The following is an 18,553-nucleotide window of genomic DNA, read 5'->3' as shown; positions in this document are numbered from 1 at the left end:
TCCGGCGAGGGAACCAACCGCAGCCTCGCTGGTTCGGAAGCCAACAGCGGAGCCTCGCCATGCCCAATGCAGCCGAAATTCTCGTCGACACCTTGATCGCCTGGAACGTCGAAGTCGTGTTCGGGTTGCCTGGCGACGGCATAAACGGCGTCATGGAAGCGCTGCGCAAAAACCAGGACAGGATATCCTTCGTCCAGGTGCGGCACGAGGAATCGGCCGCGTTCATGGCTTGCGCCTACGCCAAATGGACAGGGAAGCTCGGGGTGTGCCTCGCAACATCCGGGCCCGGCGGCACGCATCTTCTCACCGGCCTCTACGACGCCAAGCTCGACCAGGCGCCGGTGCTGGCGATCACCGGCATGCAGTTTCATGACCTGATCGAGACTTTCACGCAGCAGGATGTCGATCTTACCCGCGTCTTCAACGACGTCAGCGTCTACAACGTCCAGGTCTCGGACGCGGCGCATATGGAAAACGTGGCAAGCCTCGCCTGCCGCACGGCGCTCGCCCGGAAGGGCGTCGCGCATCTTTCGATCGCCAGCGATATCCAGGAACAGCCCGCCGACGCGGCCGAGCGATCCAAGCGCAACCGGCCGGCACACACGCCGCAAGACATGTTCGCCCCCCACTGCCTAGCCCAGGATGCGGAGCTGGACAAAGCGGCGGCAATCCTCAACGACGCGCGGCGCGTGGCGATCCTGGCGGGGCGCGGAGCGCTCGGCGCGGCGGCCGAGCTCGAAGAAACGGCCCGGTTGCTGCAGGCGCCGATCGTCAAGGCCTTGCTTGGCAAGGCGGTGCTGCCGGACGACCATCCCCACACCACGGGCGGCATCGGCATTCTGGGCACCTTGCCATCGCAGGAGGCGATGGAGACGTGCGACGCCGTCCTCATCGTCGGCTCGACCTTCCCGTATATCGAGTACTATCCGCAGCCGGGCAAGGCGCGTGGCGTCCAGATCGATTGCGACGCGCAACGCATCGGCCTGCGCTTCCCGGTCGAGGCCGGTCTGGTCGGCGATGCGGCGGAGACCTTGCGCGCCCTCAACAAGCGGCTGCAGCAGAAGGGCGACGGCGCATTCCTGACGACCGCGCAGATCTCGATGCAGAAATGGCGCGAGATGATGCGCCAGTCCGAAGATGGCTTGGCCCATCCGCTCAAGCCGCAACGCGTCGCGCGCGCCTTCGGCGAGCGCCTCGCCGAGAATACGGTGCTGGCGACCGATTCTGGCCAGAACACGGAACTTGCCGCGCGCCATGTCGATCTCCGCGCGGGACAGGCTTTCGGCGTTTCGGGCGCGCTCGCCTCCATGTCCTGCGGTTTGAGCTATGCGATCGCGGCCGGCATTGCCTTTCCGGGCCGGCCGGTCGCAGCGATCGTCGGCGACGGCGGGCTCGCTATGCAGCTCGGTGAGTTCTCCACGGCGGTGCGCTACGGCATTCCGCTGAAAGTCCTGGTGATCAAGAACAACATGCTGAACCAGATCGCCTGGGAGCAGATGATGTTCCTCGGCAATCCCCAGTTCGGCTGCGAGCTGCAGCCGATCGATTTCGCCAAAGCCGCCGAGGCGATGGGCGGAAAAGGGTTCAGCATCGAGCGGGCGGAGGAGGTCGAGCGGGTGCTCGATCAGGCTTTCGCCACCAGCGGGCCAGTGATCATCGAGGCGCTTGTCGACGCCTACGAGCCGATGATGCCGCCGAAAATGCCGCCCGATTACGCCAAGAACTTCCGCAAGGCGCTGCCGCAGACTCCGGGCCGCGACGAGATCGAGGAAAACGTCGGCCGCGAGCCTGCCAGGACGATGATGGAGGCAGGCGAATAGAAGGGGATTGCGATGCTTGATCTTTCCCGTGAGCGTCGTCGGATGGTCGATGTGCATCTCGGCCGGCGCGGCATCCATGATCGGGAGATCCTGGCAGCCATGCGGGAGGTTCCGCGCGAAGTCTTCGTGGACCCAGGCTATGAGGAATTCGCCTATGAGGACGGACCGCTGCCGATCGCGGAAGGACAGACGATATCGCAGCCTTACATCGTTGCCTTCATGCTGGAGATGGCGGAGATCGGCCCAGGCGACCAGGTGCTCGAAGTCGGTACGGGATCCGGCTACGCAGCCGCCGTGATGAGCCGCATCGTCGACCATGTCTACACGATCGAACGCCATGCGCCACTGGCCGAGGACGCACGGCGACGCTTTCAAAGACTAGGCTACGGCAACATCGACGTGCGGATCGGCGACGGCACCAGAGGCTGGCCCGAAGCAGCACCCTTCGACGCCATCGTGGTGGCGGCGAGCGGACCGGGCGCACCGCTGGCCTTGCAGCAGCAGCTCGACGTCGGCGGCAGGCTGGTCATTCCGGTGGGCGACGATCCCGACGAGCAGCGCCTGCTCAAGGTGACCCGCACCGGCGCATCGACCTACAGCGAGGAGGATTTCGGCGGCGTGCGCTTCGTCCCGTTGATCGGCGAACAGGGCTGGCGAGAGGAAAGCCGCCCGGTGACTGTCCGCACGACCCCACTGGCGCGCCAGCGCAGCCTGCCGGAAATGATCGCCGCGGTCGCCGAGCCGCTTTCCGACTTCGACGACCCTGTGTTTGCCGAACCATTCGACCGTTTCGCGGACCGGCGGATCGTCCTGCTCGGCGAATCCAGCCACGGCACGTCCGAATTCTACCGGGCGCGCGCTGCAATCACCAAAAGGCTGATCGAGAGGCACGGCTTCACCATCGTCGCGGTCGAGGCCGACTGGCCCGATGCAGCGGCCATCGACCGCTATGTCCGCGGCAGGGGCGCCTCGCCCGGCGCGGACCAGCCGTTCCAGCGTTTTCCAACCTGGATGTGGCGCAACACCGATGTCGCGGCATTCGTGGAATGGCTGCGCGAGCACAATGACAAGGTCAAGGCGCTGCAGCCGCAAGCAGGTTTCTATGGCCTCGACATCTACAACATGCGCGGTTCGATCGCCGCCGTCCTGGAGTATCTCGACCGCGTCGACCCGGAGGCGGCAAGGGTCGCGCGGGAACGCTATGGCTGTCTGACGCCATGGCAGACCGAGCCGTCGACCTACGGCCGCGCGGCGCTGACCAAGGGCTACCGCGAATGCGAGGAAGCTGTCCTCGAGCAGTGCCACGACATGCTGGCGAGGCAACTCGATCATGCCGGCCGGGACGGCGAGGAACTGTTCGACGCCGCGCAGAATGCCCGGCTCGTCGCCTCCGCCGAGCAGTATTATCGCGTCATGTATTACGGCGGACCGCAATCCTGGAATCTGCGCGACACGCATATGTTCGAAACGCTGGGTCATGTGCTCGATGCACGGGGTCCCAACGCGAAGGCCGTCGTGTGGGCGCACAATTCCCATATAGGCGATGCCCGCTACACCGAAATGGGAATCTCGAGAGAGGAAGTGAATATTGGCCAGCTCTGCCGGCAGCGCTTCGGCGATGCCGCGGCTCTCATCGGTTTCGGCACACATACGGGCACGGTCGCCGCGGCGACCGACTGGGACGGCGAGATGGAAATCAAGTCGGTGCGGCCATCGCGCGAGGACAGCTATGAGCGGCTCTGCCACGAAGCCGGCATCGAGCGGTTCCTGCTTGACCTGGCACTCGACCCGACGCTGCGCGACCGGCTGACCGAGCGCCGCCTGGAACGGTTCATCGGGGTGATCTACCGGCCGGAAACCGAACTGCACAGCCACTATGCCGATGCTTCCCTGGCGCGGCAATTCGATGCCTTCGTCTGGTTCGACGAGACCAGCGCGGTCACGCCGCTCGGACCCGAGCACGCGGCAGAAGGCATGCCGGACACTTATCCGTTCGGCGTTTGATGTCGGAACATTCCGCGCCGCTTCCGGTTCGAAGGACATAACGAGGAACGACCATGAGCGGAAACCAGCACCCGAAATCGAAAAAACCGAGCGATGCCGATATGGGCAATGATCCCGGCATCGGAACTTCCAAGGGCACCATCAAGGAAGGCGACGAGCTGGAGCACGGCGAGAACACAGTCGAAGGTGATGTCGAGAACGACACCACCGACGCGGGTGGCATCAACCCGCGCCAGAAGGTTCGCACGAACAAATAAATCCAGAAACAACACCGATCAACATAGTTTAATCCTTAATTTTGTCCGGCACAAATCAACATCGACGAACAAAATCCGCACCAGAGCAGCGATCTTTGGAACATCCGATAGAATTTCTTGTTGATTTATATCGCAATCAGGCGATCAACAGGAGATCCTTACCATGATCAAACTTCTTTCCGCATCGGTTCTTGCAATTGTCCTGGCGACTTCCGCGATGGCGCAAACGAGCGGCTCGGGCAACGGGGACGGCACCAACGGCACCGGCGCTACCACAGGCACCACTGGCACGGGCGGCGCAACGGGTACGGGCAACAGCAACGGCACGGTCGATCCAAACGCCACCAACAGCACGAACAGCACCAAGTCCAACGGCGCAAACGACCGGTGCAAGGACGCCGCCGGCAACGACATCGACAACAACACAGCCAGCGGCAACACGACGTCCAATATGCAGAATTGCAACAAGTAAGCTATCGGCCTTTGCACGGCCTGGAAGGCCCGCCTTTGTGAGGGCGGGCTTTCTGTCGTTCAACCTTTCGGTTGAGCCGTTGCAGGTCACATCCCGCGGTCGGGAACATAGAGGCAGAAAGAGTGCTGCGACTTGATATCGCCACCTGGTTTGCATTCGTGAAAGTTTTCGTCGCGCGATCGCTTTATGCGGTGATCGCTGTAGGGGATCAGCTCGCCGGTCGAAAGCTGGTAGCCATACTTCGTTTCCTTCACGTCCGAAGGCGGCGCCTGGTAGCAATCCACCCCAGCGCAGCAGGAAGGGTCATACTGCCAGCCCGCCGGGGCCTGATGGGCCGATGCCGGGACGCAAAAGAGGCTCGCCAGGACACTTGCCGTCAGAGGAAGCCATGCCCGCCGGCGGAGTGGACGTAAACCAACCGCCGCTGCCCGTTCTCGCAGATGCTTGCGTGATGCTGTTTTGTTCATAGCCGATCCGCCGTGGTTGCGGCAGCTCCGGACGGGTCCAGAGCCTCACAATCCGCCGCCGGATCGTCGGCGGCGGCTATTCCCCGAACTTAGAAGTCATAGCTATGTTCCATCGCGTCCGCGGCGCCGATCATTCCTTCACATAAGCGCCGGGCTGACGACCGCTCCTGGGCGCCTTAGCGTCCTTGGAATGCTCAGCCACGGATGGACCGGCGCCTGAGCTTTTTTCGGTCGCCGGGCTCGGCGTCGGTTGCCGCGGCGGATTGCGGCCTTCCGATTGGTGGGTCTTGTCCTCGACCTCGCCCTGTTTGCGGCTAAGGCCTGGATCGACGTGAGGTCTTTCGTTGCCGGCGGCGTCCTGGGAAAATTCGTCGCTCGGATCCGGATCGGTATTCGCCGGATATTTCCTGGCGCCCGTCTCGCGACGGTTCTGGATGTTGTTCATGACTGATCTCCGGTTGATGGAAGAAAACACCCGCGCGAGGACGGAGTTCCCAACTACCGGGCAGCCGAAACAAAGTCCTCGGTGGAACAAACCTCCCCCCTCCCGATTAGGCGCGGGCGGTGGAGTTCAGCCGCAAGAGGAGCCGGGCATGGACAGGGAAGAACGGATCAGGCAGCGCGCCCACGAGATATGGGAACGCGAAGGCAGACCCGAGGGACGCCAGCAGGAACACTGGGATCAGGCCGTCCAGGAGATCGAGTCGGAAGGTTCGGAGGCCGAGCGCGGTCCGGTTGCGCCCGATCCCGCGGTTGGTATCGGCTCGGACCCGGCCGCCAACCGGCCAGGGGGCTGAAGCCGCCGATGCCCCGGATCATATTCGCAGTTGGCCTTCTGGTGATCGTTCTGGTCGCCCTCTGGCTGTGGGCTGGCCAGAATGGCGGGCGTCCGGCCGGCGGTGCCCAGCAGCCCTCGCCTCATGCTATCGACCAGAATGGCTGAGACGATGAGGCGCTTCATCGCGCGGCGGTGTCGCCGGCCTTGTGCCGCTTTGCCTTGGCTGGAACGAGCCGGCCCGAGTTGGCGCGCAGGCCTCTGAAGAACTCCTCCACATAGGGCAGCAGTTCGAACAGCACGATAATGACCATCACGGCGGCAATATATGCCACCGGCAGTTGCTCCTGCTTCCAGGTCAGATCGAAGCGAGCCTTTTCCGTTCCGGCGCCAAACAGCGCCAGGAATTGCCCCCAATGCAGCGCCACCACGATGACCAGGCCCATCAGCGGGATCATCTCCAGGAAGCTGTGCACATGCTGCTCGATCGGGTTCACCGTGCGCGCCGTGGTCGCGTAGCGCACGTCCCACATCGCTGTCGCTTCATGGACAAAGAAGGTGACGATCATCACGGCGATGACCAGGGCGTTCACCTCGAGGAACATTGCCGCAAGCATCGGGATCCCGACCTCGGCGAACATCAGGAGATGGATGAGCGATTCCTTCGCGCCAGTCGTGGATTCTATGTGGGTCGCGCGGTGGCAGAGCCAATCGGCAAAACCCGCGATCAGCCAGACCGGCAAGACGAAATACATCAGGATGAGGACCATCGGATCGTCAAGCACGGCTGCCCCCTATCTATCGCTCTTGTCCGCGTCCCGCTTCAGCTTTGCCGCCTCGCGATCGAGCACCTCCGGATCGTTTCCGTATTTCAGGATCAGCGCTAGCGCCAACCCGCTTGGAATTCCCGCTCTTTCCGCGAGGTCGCGGACACGTTCGGCATTCTCACGCTCGTTATCGTCCTTGGAGGCTTTGTCGTGCGATGTCATGGTCCTGGTTCCCGGCCAAATCCCGCCTCGTGCCGAACCGCAGGCCGGCGCAATGGTTCCATGCCTGCCGGATCGGATCGAAGCGCATGCAGTGAACGGCCGGAACGGTTCACCCGTCGCTGCGTTCTAACATCTGGCTTCCCTGCTGCCTCATTGTCATGCGCGCCGATGTCAGCGCCTTGCTTTACGGTTGCGGTATGCGAACTGAAGGAGCTCGTGTGCGAAACCTCCGGGGACTTCACCTCTTGATTGCGGAGGACGAGTGGCTGCTCGCCAGCGATCTGGCCACCTTCTTCGCCGACATGGGCGCCATCATCCTCGGACCGGTGGCGACGGTGGAACAGGCTGGACGGCATGCCAAAGCGGCCGAGGCCGCAATCCTGGACATTGACCTGCACGGCCGCAAGATTTTCCCGATCGCGGACGAACTGATGCTGCGCAACGTGCCCTTCGTGTTCTTCAGCGGATATGACGACATCGCCATCCCCGAGCATTTGCGTTTCGCCAGCAGCCTGAGCAAGTCGTCGAACCGCGCTACCCTGGTCGATGCACTGTTCCCACCGGAGCCCTCCGCAGAGCCAGCGCCCGTCGCGCAGCCGGTGTCTGCGGCGGAGGACGTCGTCGCGCTGCTGCCCAAGCTCCGGCTCACCGCACGTCTGCTGCTGGACGATGCCGGAGCCTCCGACCGGCTTGTCGAGCACACTTTGGAACAGGCGCTTGAGGACATCGACAAAAGGCCCGAGGACTCGTCCATCGCCGACTGGCTGAACGCCATCATGCGCAGAGTGGCGCAGTTGCGCGGAGCTTCTCTTCTGCACTGATCATCGGGTCGCCGGCGACCTGCGCTCGCCGGGCGACCAGCCCGTCTCAATGCGTAAATCGGCTTCTTAGCCAGGCGAGGATCCGGCTGCCTCTTACGATCCGGCGCACCCGCGCGGCGGCCCAGCTGGCCTGCATCGTCGCGCCGGCATGGCAGCTGCAGACCACGTCATGCAATTGCCAATCGGACAGTTCGAAAAAGCGCTTCGCCTCGCCATAGGTGTCCGATTGCAAGCCGGCCGCGCGCAGCAGCGGATCATCGAAGGCAACCGCGAGCGCCGAGCCATCCGCCCGCACCCGTTCACGGACGCCGGGATCGACATATTCGGTGCCCGTCAGCGCCGAGAGGCAGCGCTGGGGATTGCGGTCGAGCAGTTCCGCCCACCGCTCGATCCGCTGCCTTCTCGTCGCAAGGGGAATCAAGCCGAGCCGGTCGACGATTGCCACCGATTGAAGTTCGTATGAGGTCTGATGCTTCATTGCTGTCTCCTGTGGTTGTGGCGGCGACATCTGCACGGCGGCGCGGCAGGTTCTGCCGGGGCCTGAAGCCCACGCCTGCGAGGGACAGGCGCGGGCCGACCAGGTGTTGCCCACCCGTCTTCGACAGACGCCTTGGAGCGGCGTCCGAAGCGAAACCGAACTGCCGGCGATCTCCTATGTTCCAGCCATCTTTTGGGGATAGCGGGCAGGCGCTTGAACCTGCAGCGATGGAACATCGCGCGAACTGCATTGTTAAACACCTGAACGGTCGCTGAACCGCGATGGCGCCATCGCCGCAACGGAACGGTTCTTAAAGCCCAATCTGGAGGCTCGTCGCGGAATGGCCCGTTCCAAAGGCCCAACGAACAACCACAACATCATCGTCATCGGCGCGTCGGCCGGCGGGATCGAGCCTCTGAAGCGGATCGTCGCCGATCTGCCCGCCGATCTGCCGGCGGCGGTGTTCGTCGTGGTGCATGTCGGCCAGGTCAGCTACCTGCCCGATATCCTCGACCGTGCGGGGAGGCTCGAAGCGCAGCCGGCCAGGAACGGCGCGGCGTTCGGGATGGGCTGCATCTATGTGGCGCCGCCAGGCTTCCATCTTCTTCTTCACGATGGCCATATGATGCTGCGGCGCGGCCCGCGCGAAAACCTTGCCCGGCCGGCCATCGACCCATTGTTCCGTTCGGCGGCGCTGAGCTACGGCGCCGGCGTCATCGGCGTGCTGCTGTCGGGCTCGCTTTCCGACGGCACCGCCGGGTTGAGGGCCGTCAAGGCCGTCGGCGGGCTGGCGGTCGTCCAGCATCCCAAAGACACGCTGGTGCCTTCCATGGTGGAAAGCGCGCTGCAATATGTCGAGATCGACCACTGCCTGCCCGCCGCGAAGCTCGGCGCCTTGCTGGCAAAGCTCGCGGATGAGCCCGCCGGCGAAACTTTAACAGCCCCACCGGCGGTCAGACTGGAGGCGGCCATCGCCGCCCAGGAGCATTCGACCATGAAAGACGCGGATCGACTTGGCGAGTTGTCGGTGTTTACATGCCCGGAATGCCACGGGCCACTGTGGGAGATCGAAGACGGTGACATGTTGCGCTATCGGTGCCATACCGGGCATGCCTTCACCGCCGACGCGGTGATGGAGGCTCAGGCGATCGAGGCGGACGAGATCCTTTGGGGCCTGCTTCGCTCGCATCAGCAGCGGGCGGCGTTTGCCCGGCGCATGGCCGAGCGGGAAAAGACACGGCGTCGCTCCGAACTGGCCAATCACTTCGGCCAGCGGGCGCAGGAATACGAAGCGGATGCCGCCGTCATCGAGCGCATCCTTGAGAGCAGGCGAGCACGGTTAGGCGGCAATGGCGCGGGCGGCGAGGAAGACAGGCACGACAAGAGCGAAGGCTAACGACGCGCGCGAGGCCGCAACGGCGGCGGCATCTTTCCCGATTATCGGCATTGGCGCGTCGGCCGGCGGCATCGCGGCCCTGCAACGGTTCTTTCCCGAAGTGCCGGCCGACAGCGGCTTTGCCTATGTGGTCATTCAACATCTCGACGCCGAGCACGAAAGCGTTCTCGCCAGCATCATCCAGCGGTCGACCTCGATCGAGACCCTGACGGCGGCTGAAGACATGGAGATCGAGCCCGACAAGATCTACGTCACGCCGCCCGGTGTATCGGTGACGGTGCATGACCAGCATTTCCATATGGCCAAGATGGCCACGACGAGAGCCAGGCGGACGCCGATCGACGATTTCTTCACCTCGCTGGCGCAGGAGCAGTCGGAGAATGCGGCGGGAGTGATCCTGTCCGGCACTGGCAGCGACGGCACAATCGGGCTGAGAGCCATCAAGGAGCGCGGTGGCCTGACCTTGGCGCAGGAGAGCGCCGAGTATGACGGCATGATGCGCAGCGCCGTCCAGAGCGGCCTAGTCGACATGGTGCTTCCGGCCGAGGAAATGGCGGGCAAGCTGACCAGCTATTTCCGGCACGCCAACCACACCAATGGCGAGCGCGACCGCCGCAAGCGCGACGTCGCCGAGCAGCTTTCGCGCATCGCGGCGCTGCTTCGCGTGCGGACCGGCCATGATTTCAGCGGCTACAAGGATAACACGATCCTGCGCCGCATCCAGCGACGCATGCAAGTGCTGCAGATCGATGACCCGGCCGCCTTCTACGAGCGGCTGCGCGACGAGCCGCAGCAGGTCGATCTGCTTTTCCAGGACCTGCTGATCGGCGTCACCAGCTTCTTTCGCGACGAGCACGCCTTCGATGTGCTGGAAAGGCTGGTCATTCCCCGGCTGTTCGAGAACCGAAAGCCGGGCGAGACCATCCGTGTATGGGTGCCGGGCTGCGCCACGGGCGAAGAGGCCTATTCGATCGCCATGCTGTTGAAGGAGAGCGCTCCGCGGGGCGCCGCCTCGCCCAATCTGCAGATTTTCGCCACCGATATCGACGAGCGCGCGCTGGAGGTGGCCCGCGCGGGGCGCTATCCCGCAACGATCGCCACGGACATAACCCCGAAGCGGCTCAAGGAGTTCTTCTCGCGCGAGGACGGCACTTACCGCGTTTCGGCGGACCTGCGCGAGGTCTGTCTGTTTTCCTCGCACAACCTGTTGCGCGACCCGCCCTTCTCCAAGCTCGACCTGATCACCTGCCGGAACCTCCTGATCTATATGGGCCCGGAACTGCAGGAAAAGATCATTCCGATCTTCCACTACGCTCTGCGCAACAACGGCTATCTCTTTCTCGGATCCTCGGAGAATGTCACGCGGCACGCCCGCCTGTTCTCCACCGTGGACAAGGGCAGCCGCATCTTCCAGAAGCGTGGCGGGATGACCCCGCAGCGTTTGCCCGAATTCCCCCTCGCCGCCGCCGCCAGGCACAGCGTGCCGAATACACGGCAGCGGGCGACGAACGGAACCTTGCAGGAAGTGGCGGAGCGTCTTCTCGTCGAGCGATTTGCGCCGGCCTATGTGGTGGTCAACGCCGGCGGCGAATTGATGCATAGTTCGGGCGGCACCGGCAAATATCTCGAGCTCGCCGCGGGCGCCCCCGACCACAACGTCTTTTCCATGGCAAGGCGGGGCCTTCGCATGGACCTGCGCGCGGCGCTCCACAAGGCGGCCAGCACCGGGCAAGTGGCGATCCAGAACAAGATCACCGTCGGCACCAATGGCGGCCGCCAGACGATCAGCCTTGCCGTGCAGCCACTGCCCGCCGACGGCTCGTCGGACCCGCTCTACATGCTGGTGTTCCGCGACATCGGCGGCATCAAGGCGGAGTCGGAGGACGAGCCGGTCCACACGACCGACGACGTGGAAAGCGCCAATGTCAGCCAGCTCGAAAGGGAGCTGAGGGAAACCAAGGAGCGGCTGCAGATCACCACGGAGGAGCTCGAATCCTCCAATGAGGAACTGAAATCCTCCAACGAGGAATTGTCGTCGATCAACGAGGAGCTGCAGTCGTCCAACGAGGAACTGGAAACCTCGAAGGAAGAGCTGCAGTCGATCAATGAGGAACTGCAGACGGTCAATGCCGAGCTCAACATCCGCGTCGACGAGCTCAGCCGCGCCAACAACGACATGGCCAACCTGCTCGAAAGCACGCAGATCGCCACCGTGTTCCTCGACCGCGACCTCTGCATCAAGAGCTTCACGCCGACCGCCCGCGACCTTTTCCGCCTGGTCGAGAGCGATGTCGGCCGCCCCTTGGCGCATGTGCGCCCGCGCTTCCCCGCCGACGGGCTGCAGGCCGACATGGAGCAGGTGCTGCTGAGGCTTGGCACGACCGAGCGGCAGGTCGAAGGTACCGACAACGGCCGGCGCTACATCATGCGCGTCCTGCCCTATCGCACCGTCGACAATGTGATTGCCGGCGTCGTGGTCACTTTCGTCGACGTCACGCAGATCGCGCGGGCCGAGGAGAAGATCGGCGCGCTCTCGCACGACCTGCGCAACCGCGTCGAAAGCCTTGAAACCCTGCTCGACCTGGTGCCGGTCGGCATCTTCATCGCCGAAGACGGCGACGGCGCGGAGATCCGCGCCAACCGCCGCGCGGTGGAACTCATGGGGCAGCGCTCCACCGGCGACAAGCTCATTTCAGTTCCCGCCATCCTGCCGCTGACGCTCAACGGCGTTAAGGTGGATACTGAAGACCAGCCTCTGCGAAAGGCGATTCGCACCGGAAAACCTATCCCCGGCTACGAAGCGCAAATCCTGCATGAGAATGGCTCGGGCATCGACGTGATGATGTCGGCCAACCCGCTTTTCGACGAAAACGGTAAGGTGCGCGGCGCCATCGCGACCCTTGTCGACATATCAAGCCACAAGGAGGCAGAGCGCAGCCAGGAGAGACTGCTGCACGAACTGCAACATCGCGTGAAGAACATCCTGGCCACAGTCACCGCGCTGGCTTCACGCATGGTTGGCACATCAAGTTCAATCGGTGATTTCTTTTCCTCGTTCCAGCAGCGGCTGCAGGCAATGGGCCGAACGCACGAAGTGCTGTCTTCCTACAACTGGCGCGATGCCGATCTCGAGCAGTTGCTGCGGGCGGTTCTAACGCCCTACAGCAGCAAGCTTCGCCAGAACATCGTCATTGACGGAAAATCACTGCAGCTCGGCGCAAGCGTGGCCGCGACACTTGGCATGGTGTTCTTCGAGCTTGCCAGCAATGCGGCGAAATATGGGGCGCTCTCGACTGAGGACGGCCGCGTCGAAGTGGCCTGGAGGACCGACAAATCCGGCGTTCTGTCAATCGGATGGAAGGAAATCGGCGGGCCTGCCGTAGACGAGCCGTCGCGACTGAATTTCGGAACAAGCTTTATCAAGCAAAGTTTAGAGTATGAGCTTGGGGGGAAGGTCGACCTGCGGTTCGAGCCCTCCGGGCTTGAGTGCGACATCCAGATACCGTTGGCCCCCGCCACGGATCGCTGATGTCCTCGGGTGCCGGGAATGAACACAAATACACTTTTGTCTGGCCTTAATGTCCTCGTGGTCGAGGACGTGTTTATGCTTGCGCAAGACATCGCCGACCAGCTGACCGGTGCCGGATGCACAGTGGTGGGACCGGCGCCCACGGTTCAGCAGGCGATGGGTGCAATCGACGGCATCGAGCTGGATGGCGCCGTATTGGATGTGAATCTTCGTGGCGAGCGAAGCTTCCCTCTAGCCGAGCATCTGGCACGCGGCGGTGTCCCTTTCATTTTCCTCACCGGCTATGACAGCGTCACCGTTTTTCCCGACAGCTTTCGCGACACGCCGAAGCTGACCAAGCCGGTCGACTACGGCCTGCTTATCGAGGCGGTGTCGCGATTCCGTAACGGTGACGCCGCGCCAGGCTGAATGGGCTTTGTTGAATTGGGCTCATCTATGGCTCGGCGCGACCGCCTACCAACTGGCTAGCCAGTTCGACCAGATGCCGGATCGGCGCCGGCTTAGGCAAATAGGGCGCGCCGTGAAAGATCGGCGACTGGAACTCTGGATCGTAGCCTGAATGGACGACGAAAGGCACGCCCGCCTCCTTGAGGCGGGCTGCGGCGGCGCCGCGCTGGCCGTCAAGGAGTTGGATATCGATGATGGCAAGGTCCGGCTGGTGATCGTCCAGCCAGGCCGCGGCTGCCCGCTCGGACGCCACGCAGGCCACCTCGAAGCCGCGCTCCTTCAGGCCATTCGCCACGTCCGACGCGATCAGATACTCGTCTTCAATGATCAGTGCCAAGGGCGCTGCCATGGCGACCTCCTCTGACGGGCGCATCCCTTCCGGACGCACGGCCGATCGTACTCCGCCGGCCAGGGAAACGCACCACGCTTTGCTTCGGAGCGGTTTCGAGCTCCCCAACAGGATTTGGACCGGCCTGGTTCAAACCCGTCTCCCGGTGAAGTTCGATCACGTCGGGGTGGGACAGGGCCGCGCGCGCATCAAGCAGGCGAAGGAATTCGGGCCTCAGCCCGTCGCCTCGTGAACTCGCAAGCGCATGCAGTGACATGAGGGAACGCATCATATTAACCTTTCACAGATGCCGCCTCCCTCACATTGCGGCGGTTGCCCTTTCCTGCCTTGCTTCTTCGAAATCGACGGACACGACGACAGCGCCGTCGCCGCCACGAACCCGAACCGCCCAGCCGTCCTGAAGGGGTTCGGCCGCATCGTCGAGCAGATCGATCGCCGAGCGCAGCGCTTCATGCCGAACAGCTTCGAGGTCGGGCAATTCGACGCCATCGAGCCGCCTTACACTGCCACCCTCGCGATATTCGAATGTGTACGAACCCTGGTTCGTATCGCTTGGCCGCTCGGCGCCGGGCCGGCCTGCGTTCACCTTCCCGTCCGGTCCGTCTTGTTCTGAGGGGCCGCCGAAAGCGGCGCATTGAAGCATCATCTCTCTGGCGCGATCGATAAGCCCGGAGTCGCCGAGCAACGGATCGGACACGACCATGGTGACAGCGATGCTTTCCCCACCCTCACCAAGAAACTCTACCGTGGCGCCTTTGGGACTTGCATGTATCGCTGTGTCGAGAACTTGCATTGCTGCCTCTCTGTCCTGGTATCGAGGATAAAAAGCTCCGCTGGTCCGAAAGTTCCGTCCGAGCTCAGGAATCCAATTTCCGAAAACCGGGCCTGACGCTCCTGTTATGCCCGTGATGAATGCGCTGAGCTCGCCGGCAACTCATTCCTCGCTTGAGGGCCGGTTGGAACAGCGGGGCCGGATGAAGGTTTGGGAACAAAGGAGGCGCCGAATGTCACCCAACCCACGCACACCGGCCGAGGCCCGCGGCGAAATCCAGGCCGGCAGGACGCAGGACAAGACACCCGGATTCGACCCGGCGGCGGCACCGCAGGAAGCAGACGCCGAAGCCGGTGCTGTCTCGACGTCCGCCGCACCGGCCGAGCCGCGCAAACCGAACTTCACCAACCAGGCGAGCTTTGCCAACGCGATGCGACCGCCGGAGAACGCGCCAGACCTTGAGCCGCGCAGGAATGGGCCGGTCCTGGTCATCGTGGCGCTGGTTGTTCTGGCCGCGGTCGCCTTTCTGTTCGCCGCGGCCCTCCGCTAGGAAGGGAAGGAACATCATTCGCCGTCCCAGGTTTGATAGCGCAAGGAGGTTATTGCGATGCCGAGCTTGAGAAGTTTGTTTCGCCATCTGTGGCGCTGGAAAGCACAGCCTGCGACCGACCCCTCTCCAGTGGACGCCATTGTGCGGCTGCTGCGCGACGCCGAGAAGCAGCGCGGATCCCGCCGTTCGGAATGACCAAGCATGCTGACGGTTATGTCTCCGGTGGATCGAGCGATCGCCGGAGTCACTCCTCGTCGAAGATATGTTCGTGGACGATGCCGAGAATCTGCAGCTTCACCGTTTCCCGCGCTTCAGGCTTCACAAAGGGCATCAGCAGATCGACCGTTTCCTCCACCCGCCGCGGCAGGTCGGCGCTCGGATCGCTCAGATAGCTGCCATGGGCATAGAGGTTTTCGGTCAGCTTCTTGTTCAGGTCGGAAAAGAGTCCCATGGCGATTGCTCCTTGCCGATCCAACAGCCGAAGCGCCCACGCGGTTCCCTCGGCCGAAGGCATTGCAGTTTCATCGTGCGGAATCCTCCGATCCCAAGGAACATTCGGTCCAACCGGATGTTCGGCCGAACCACTCAGGAGGATCGAATGGGAAACGGGAAACTGGCGGTCGTCACCGGTGCATCGAGCGGCATCGGCAGGGAGCTCGCGAAACTCTGCGCCAACGACGGCTACGATCTGGTCATCGTCGCCGATGAGCCGGCCATCGAGCAGGCCGCGGAGGCGCTCCGATCGCACGGCGTCTCGGTCGATGCGATGGAGGCCGACCTTGCACGCGAGAACGGCGCCGACAAATTGATCGCCGAGATCGGCGACCGCGACATCGATCTCCTGTTCCTCAACGCGGGGCGCGGCCTGGGCCGGGGCTTTGTCGACCAGGATTGGAACGAGGCACGCCGCGTCATCGACACCAACATCACCGGCACGGTCTATTTGGCCCATCGGCTCGGCCGCAAGATGGTCGGACGTGGTCGCGGCCGGATCCTGTTCACAGGCTCGATCGCCGGCTTCACGCCAGCCACATTCCAGGCGGTCTACAACGGCACCAAGGCCTTCATCGATTCCTTCGCCATCGCGCTGCGTCACGAGCTGAAGGACAGCGGCGTGAGCGTCACCGTGCTGATGCCGGGCGCCACGCAGACGCGCTTCTTCGAGCGCGCCGACATGATGGATACGGAAATCGGGGTGCAAGAGAAGGACAATCCCGCCGATGTGGCCAGGGACGGCTACGACGCCTTGATGGCCGGCGAGGAGCAAGTGGTCAGCGGCTGGAAGAACAAGATGCAGGTCGCCGCCGCCCATGTCACACCCGCCGGCACGCTGGCCGAACAGCACCGCAACATGGCCGAACCAGGTTCGGCGAAGAATGGCTGAAAACGCGGGCACTGATCCGGGAACATTCCCGCCCAGCGCCAGTTCGGCCCGTAGCCCGCTAAGCATCGACAACCCAAAGGAACAACCCAATGAAAGCCCTGACCTGGCATGGCAAAGGCGACATTCGTTGCGACCAGGTCGCCGACCCGGCGATCGAGAACGATCGCGACATCATCATCAAGGTCACGTGCTGCGCCATATGCGGCTCAGACCTGCATCTGATGGACGGCTACATGCCGACGATGAAATCGGGCGACGTGCTGGGCCACGAGACCATGGGCGAAGTGGTGGAAGTCGGCCGCGCTCACACGAAGTTCAAGAAGGGCGATCGCGTCGTCGTTCCCTTCAACATCTCCTGCGGCGAATGCTGGTTCTGCCAGAACGGCCTGTTCTCGCTCTGCGACCGGTCTAACCCCAATGCCGAGCAGGCCGCCAAAGTGATGGGCCAGTCGCCCGCGGGCCTGTTCGGCTATTCGCATCTGGTCGGCGGCTATTGGGGAGGACAGGCCGAGTATCTGCGCGTGCCCTTTGCCGATGTCGGCCCGATCAAGGTGCCCGACGGCATGGATGACGAGCAGGTGCTGTTCCTGTCCGATATCTTTCCCACCGGCTACATGGCGGCCGAGAACGCCGGTATCCAGGAAGGCGACACTGTCGCCATCTGGGGCTGCGGGCCGGTCGGGCAGTTCGCCATCCAGAGCGCCTGGATGCTCGGCGCCGGCCGCGTCATCGCCATCGACAAGGTACCGGAACGGCTCGCCATGGCGCGCGACTTCGGCAAGGCCGAGACCCTCGATTTCAGCAATTCCGATATTTACGATGCTCTCATGGCCATGACCGACGGTCGCGGCCCTGACAGTTGCATAGACTGCGTCGGCACCGAAGCCGACGCCACCGCAACGTCCGATTCCATGCTCGATAAGGCCAAGGCCACCGTCTATCTCGGCACCGACCGACCGCATGTGCTGCGCGAGGCGATCTATTGCTGCCGCAAGGGCGGCACGATCTCGGTGCCCGGCGTCTATATCGGCCTCGTGGATCACATTCCGTTCGGCGCGGCGATGAACAAGGGGCTGACCTTCCGCATGGGCCAGACCCACACCCACCGCTACCTCGAGCCGCTGTTGCGTAAGGTCGAGAGCGGCGAGATCGACCCGTCCTTCGTCATCACCCATCGCGCCGGCCTGGAGGAAGGACCGGATCTCTACAAGACATTCCGCGACAAGCAGGACGGCTGCATCAAAGTGGTGATGCGCCCGCACGGCTGATCGCGCGGATAGCGAACGGCTGAACGAGGAAGGATTCGAAAATGGCTGAACCGAAAGACCTGTCCAAGCCCGCGGTGAAGTCGCCCGATCCCGGGGGGCTTCCGCATCCGCATCGCGATGGGCAGGACCGCGATGCGGGCGCGGCGCCGACGGCCCCGAAGACCTCAGGCGCACGGGAGCCCCCGACCTCGCCGCTCGACAATCCTGTTGCAAACCGCAACGCCGGCCGACGGCGCCAGACCGGGCCGACACCCAGGCCGACGGACAAGCCGCTCGATTAAGCGGCACGAACAAATGCGGCAGCCTGACCGCCTGCCGCGGCGCCGTTGCAGGGCCTCCTCTCCCTCCAACGGCGCCATGACGCCAGCTTCTCGACCCACTAGAGGGGTTCAGCGTTTCACGGAATCGCCGAACCGCTCTAAGTGTTTGTTTTTACGCAATTCCGGACGGAAAACCGCTCCACACTTTTCCTGGAATTGCTCTAGTCCTTCTGGCTGCGCTCGACGAATTTGTTGAAGCGGCTCGTTCCGCCGCCGCCGGCTTCATCCTGATGCAGGAAGGCGAGGTCGTTCTCGTCGAAAATGCGGAAGAATTCGTCCCACTCGATCGGTTCCAGCGTGTCTTCGGGCTCGCCGAAATCGATGCGCAGAATGCCGCCCTTGCCTTTCGTGCGAACGACGGCCGGCTGGCCATCGCGTTCTTCCACCCATTTCCGGATCTCGTCGTGATTGGTGGTGGTCTTGGCCTCGGACATGGATTTCCCTTTCTCGCAGCG

Annotated in this window: 22 protein-coding genes; 13 read left to right on the top strand and 9 right to left on the bottom strand. The window is 63.4% G+C overall.

Annotated elements, in window-relative coordinates; all coding sequences use genetic code 11:
• The first annotated feature begins 59 nt into the window (after positions 1 to 59).
• From E5X34_RS02500 to E5X34_RS02485, 4 genes are all read left to right on the top strand, one after another.
• Positions 60 to 1,820 (top strand): thiamine pyrophosphate-dependent enzyme, encoded by a 1,761-nt coding sequence (locus tag E5X34_RS02500; protein WP_292560557.1) that lies wholly within the window; start codon positions 60 to 62, stop codon positions 1,818 to 1,820.
• Positions 1,821 to 1,832: 12 nt separating this feature from the next.
• Entirely contained in the window at positions 1,833 to 3,824 is a 1,992-nt protein-coding gene (locus E5X34_RS02495; RefSeq protein WP_292560554.1) for a protein-L-isoaspartate(D-aspartate) O-methyltransferase, read from the top strand.
• A gap of 53 nt (positions 3,825 to 3,877) precedes the next feature.
• Complete coding sequence (locus E5X34_RS02490; RefSeq protein WP_126062604.1) at positions 3,878 to 4,081, top strand: hypothetical protein; 204 nt, start codon at positions 3,878 to 3,880, stop codon at positions 4,079 to 4,081.
• Positions 4,082 to 4,244: 163 nt separating this feature from the next.
• Positions 4,245 to 4,553 (top strand): hypothetical protein, encoded by a 309-nt coding sequence (locus E5X34_RS02485; protein ID WP_292560551.1) that lies wholly within the window; start codon positions 4,245 to 4,247, stop codon positions 4,551 to 4,553.
• Positions 4,554 to 4,639: 86 nt separating this feature from the next.
• On the opposite strand, the gene E5X34_RS02480 is transcribed toward E5X34_RS02485, so the two are convergent.
• Together E5X34_RS02480 and E5X34_RS02475 are read right to left on the bottom strand one after the other, a co-directional pair.
• Positions 4,640 to 5,020: a hypothetical protein gene (locus E5X34_RS02480; RefSeq protein ID WP_292560549.1), complete on the bottom strand. Its 381-nt coding sequence runs from the start codon at positions 5,018 to 5,020 to the stop codon at positions 4,640 to 4,642.
• Between the two features lie 130 nt (positions 5,021 to 5,150).
• Positions 5,151 to 5,465 (bottom strand): hypothetical protein, encoded by a 315-nt coding sequence (locus E5X34_RS02475; RefSeq protein ID WP_292560546.1) that lies wholly within the window; start codon positions 5,463 to 5,465, stop codon positions 5,151 to 5,153.
• 148 nt (positions 5,466 to 5,613) lie between these two features.
• Between E5X34_RS02475 and E5X34_RS02470 the strand changes: the two genes are divergently transcribed.
• Positions 5,614 to 5,817, top strand: a complete 204-nt coding sequence (locus E5X34_RS02470) for a DUF2934 domain-containing protein (RefSeq protein ID WP_042647280.1) — start codon at positions 5,614 to 5,616, stop codon at positions 5,815 to 5,817.
• A 160-nt stretch (positions 5,818 to 5,977) separates the two neighbouring features.
• Here E5X34_RS02470 and E5X34_RS02465 read toward each other — a convergent pair whose 3' ends face one another.
• The gene (locus E5X34_RS02465) at positions 5,978 to 6,580 is read right to left on the bottom strand and encodes a diguanylate cyclase (protein ID WP_292560543.1); all 603 of its coding nucleotides are present in this window, start codon (positions 6,578 to 6,580) and stop codon (positions 5,978 to 5,980) included.
• A 9-nt stretch (positions 6,581 to 6,589) separates the two neighbouring features.
• A complete protein-coding gene (locus E5X34_RS02460) occupies positions 6,590 to 6,784 on the bottom strand; it encodes a hypothetical protein (protein ID WP_292560540.1) in 195 nt (64 codons plus the stop codon).
• Between the two features lie 245 nt (positions 6,785 to 7,029).
• Between E5X34_RS02460 and E5X34_RS02455 the strand changes: the two genes are divergently transcribed.
• Positions 7,030 to 7,605: a response regulator gene (locus E5X34_RS02455; RefSeq protein ID WP_292560537.1), complete on the top strand. Its 576-nt coding sequence runs from the start codon at positions 7,030 to 7,032 to the stop codon at positions 7,603 to 7,605.
• A 46-nt stretch (positions 7,606 to 7,651) separates the two neighbouring features.
• Here E5X34_RS02455 and E5X34_RS02450 read toward each other — a convergent pair whose 3' ends face one another.
• Positions 7,652 to 8,083 carry a hypothetical protein gene (locus E5X34_RS02450; protein ID WP_292314349.1) on the bottom strand — a complete coding sequence of 144 codons (432 nt, stop codon included), beginning with the start codon at positions 8,081 to 8,083 and terminating at the stop codon, positions 7,652 to 7,654.
• 340 nt (positions 8,084 to 8,423) lie between these two features.
• Between E5X34_RS02450 and E5X34_RS02445 the strand changes: the two genes are divergently transcribed.
• Genes E5X34_RS02445 through E5X34_RS02435 form a run of 3 tightly spaced genes read left to right on the top strand, consistent with a single transcriptional unit; the run spans position 8,424 to position 13,416 of the window.
• A complete protein-coding gene (locus E5X34_RS02445) occupies positions 8,424 to 9,479 on the top strand; it encodes a chemotaxis protein CheB (protein WP_292560534.1) in 1,056 nt (351 codons plus the stop codon).
• A complete protein-coding gene (locus E5X34_RS02440) occupies positions 9,433 to 13,008 on the top strand; it encodes a CheR family methyltransferase (RefSeq protein WP_292560531.1) in 3,576 nt (1,191 codons plus the stop codon). The genes E5X34_RS02445 and E5X34_RS02440 overlap by 47 nt, the downstream gene beginning before the upstream one ends.
• Before the next feature lie 18 nt (positions 13,009 to 13,026).
• On the top strand, positions 13,027 to 13,416 hold the full coding sequence (locus tag E5X34_RS02435) for a response regulator (protein ID WP_292560528.1): 390 nt from the start codon (positions 13,027 to 13,029) through the stop codon (positions 13,414 to 13,416).
• Between the two features lie 25 nt (positions 13,417 to 13,441).
• On the opposite strand, the gene E5X34_RS02430 is transcribed toward E5X34_RS02435, so the two are convergent.
• Entirely contained in the window at positions 13,442 to 13,804 is a 363-nt protein-coding gene (locus E5X34_RS02430; RefSeq protein WP_292560524.1) for a response regulator, read from the bottom strand.
• Positions 13,805 to 14,102: 298 nt separating this feature from the next.
• A complete protein-coding gene (locus E5X34_RS02425) occupies positions 14,103 to 14,597 on the bottom strand; it encodes a hypothetical protein (protein ID WP_292560521.1) in 495 nt (164 codons plus the stop codon).
• Positions 14,598 to 14,808: 211 nt separating this feature from the next.
• On the opposite strand from E5X34_RS02425, the gene E5X34_RS02420 reads away from it, so the two are divergent.
• The gene (locus E5X34_RS02420) at positions 14,809 to 15,126 is read left to right on the top strand and encodes a hypothetical protein (protein ID WP_126062616.1); all 318 of its coding nucleotides are present in this window, start codon (positions 14,809 to 14,811) and stop codon (positions 15,124 to 15,126) included.
• Positions 15,127 to 15,370: 244 nt separating this feature from the next.
• Here the strand turns inward: E5X34_RS02420 and E5X34_RS02415 are convergent, their stop codons facing one another.
• On the bottom strand, positions 15,371 to 15,640 hold the full coding sequence (locus tag E5X34_RS02415) for a hypothetical protein (RefSeq protein WP_292560518.1): 270 nt from the start codon (positions 15,638 to 15,640) through the stop codon (positions 15,371 to 15,373).
• Positions 15,641 to 15,724: 84 nt separating this feature from the next.
• On the opposite strand from E5X34_RS02415, the gene E5X34_RS02410 reads away from it, so the two are divergent.
• The 3 genes from E5X34_RS02410 (at position 15,725) to E5X34_RS02400 (ending at position 18,059) form a co-directional block, all read left to right on the top strand.
• Entirely contained in the window at positions 15,725 to 16,510 is a 786-nt protein-coding gene (locus tag E5X34_RS02410; protein WP_292560513.1) for an SDR family NAD(P)-dependent oxidoreductase, read from the top strand.
• Between the two features lie 89 nt (positions 16,511 to 16,599).
• Positions 16,600 to 17,778 carry a zinc-dependent alcohol dehydrogenase gene (locus E5X34_RS02405; protein WP_292560510.1) on the top strand — a complete coding sequence of 393 codons (1,179 nt, stop codon included), beginning with the start codon at positions 16,600 to 16,602 and terminating at the stop codon, positions 17,776 to 17,778.
• Positions 17,779 to 17,819: 41 nt separating this feature from the next.
• Complete coding sequence (locus E5X34_RS02400; RefSeq protein ID WP_292560507.1) at positions 17,820 to 18,059, top strand: hypothetical protein; 240 nt, start codon at positions 17,820 to 17,822, stop codon at positions 18,057 to 18,059.
• A 200-nt stretch (positions 18,060 to 18,259) separates the two neighbouring features.
• Here the strand turns inward: E5X34_RS02400 and E5X34_RS02395 are convergent, their stop codons facing one another.
• Positions 18,260 to 18,532, bottom strand: coding sequence for a hypothetical protein (locus tag E5X34_RS02395; protein WP_042647258.1), 273 nt, complete (start codon positions 18,530 to 18,532; stop codon positions 18,260 to 18,262).
• Positions 18,533 to 18,553 lie beyond the last annotated feature (21 nt).

The sequence above is a fragment of the Mesorhizobium sp. genome (assembly GCF_004963255.1).
Lineage (GTDB): Bacteria > Pseudomonadota > Alphaproteobacteria > Rhizobiales > Rhizobiaceae > Mesorhizobium.
This window is presented reverse-complemented; position numbering and strand designations above follow the sequence as displayed.

Excerpts from the sequence above, each read along its gene's own strand:
- E5X34_RS02500 (WP_292560557.1), top strand. The coding sequence starts at position 60 with ATGCCCAATGCAGCCGAAATTCTCGTCGACACCTTGATCGCCTGGAAC.
- E5X34_RS02495 (WP_292560554.1), top strand. The coding sequence starts at position 1,833 with ATGCTTGATCTTTCCCGTGAGCGTCGTCGGATGGTCGATGTGCATCTC.
- E5X34_RS02490 (WP_126062604.1), top strand. The coding sequence starts at position 3,878 with ATGAGCGGAAACCAGCACCCGAAATCGAAAAAACCGAGCGATGCCGAT.
- E5X34_RS02485 (WP_292560551.1), top strand. The coding sequence starts at position 4,245 with ATGATCAAACTTCTTTCCGCATCGGTTCTTGCAATTGTCCTGGCGACT.
- E5X34_RS02480 (WP_292560549.1), bottom strand. The coding sequence starts at position 5,020 with ATGAACAAAACAGCATCACGCAAGCATCTGCGAGAACGGGCAGCGGCG.
- E5X34_RS02475 (WP_292560546.1), bottom strand. The coding sequence starts at position 5,465 with ATGAACAACATCCAGAACCGTCGCGAGACGGGCGCCAGGAAATATCCG.
- E5X34_RS02470 (WP_042647280.1), top strand. The coding sequence starts at position 5,614 with ATGGACAGGGAAGAACGGATCAGGCAGCGCGCCCACGAGATATGGGAA.
- E5X34_RS02460 (WP_292560540.1), bottom strand. The coding sequence starts at position 6,784 with ATGACATCGCACGACAAAGCCTCCAAGGACGATAACGAGCGTGAGAAT.
- E5X34_RS02450 (WP_292314349.1), bottom strand. The coding sequence starts at position 8,083 with ATGAAGCATCAGACCTCATACGAACTTCAATCGGTGGCAATCGTCGAC.
- E5X34_RS02445 (WP_292560534.1), top strand. The coding sequence starts at position 8,424 with ATGGCCCGTTCCAAAGGCCCAACGAACAACCACAACATCATCGTCATC.
- E5X34_RS02440 (WP_292560531.1), top strand. The coding sequence starts at position 9,433 with ATGGCGCGGGCGGCGAGGAAGACAGGCACGACAAGAGCGAAGGCTAAC.
- E5X34_RS02435 (WP_292560528.1), top strand. The coding sequence starts at position 13,027 with ATGAACACAAATACACTTTTGTCTGGCCTTAATGTCCTCGTGGTCGAG.
- E5X34_RS02430 (WP_292560524.1), bottom strand. The coding sequence starts at position 13,804 with ATGGCAGCGCCCTTGGCACTGATCATTGAAGACGAGTATCTGATCGCG.
- E5X34_RS02425 (WP_292560521.1), bottom strand. The coding sequence starts at position 14,597 with ATGCAAGTTCTCGACACAGCGATACATGCAAGTCCCAAAGGCGCCACG.
- E5X34_RS02420 (WP_126062616.1), top strand. The coding sequence starts at position 14,809 with ATGTCACCCAACCCACGCACACCGGCCGAGGCCCGCGGCGAAATCCAG.
- E5X34_RS02415 (WP_292560518.1), bottom strand. The coding sequence starts at position 15,640 with ATGCCTTCGGCCGAGGGAACCGCGTGGGCGCTTCGGCTGTTGGATCGG.
- E5X34_RS02410 (WP_292560513.1), top strand. The coding sequence starts at position 15,725 with ATGGGAAACGGGAAACTGGCGGTCGTCACCGGTGCATCGAGCGGCATC.
- E5X34_RS02405 (WP_292560510.1), top strand. The coding sequence starts at position 16,600 with ATGAAAGCCCTGACCTGGCATGGCAAAGGCGACATTCGTTGCGACCAG.
- E5X34_RS02400 (WP_292560507.1), top strand. The coding sequence starts at position 17,820 with ATGGCTGAACCGAAAGACCTGTCCAAGCCCGCGGTGAAGTCGCCCGAT.
- E5X34_RS02395 (WP_042647258.1), bottom strand. The coding sequence starts at position 18,532 with ATGTCCGAGGCCAAGACCACCACCAATCACGACGAGATCCGGAAATGG.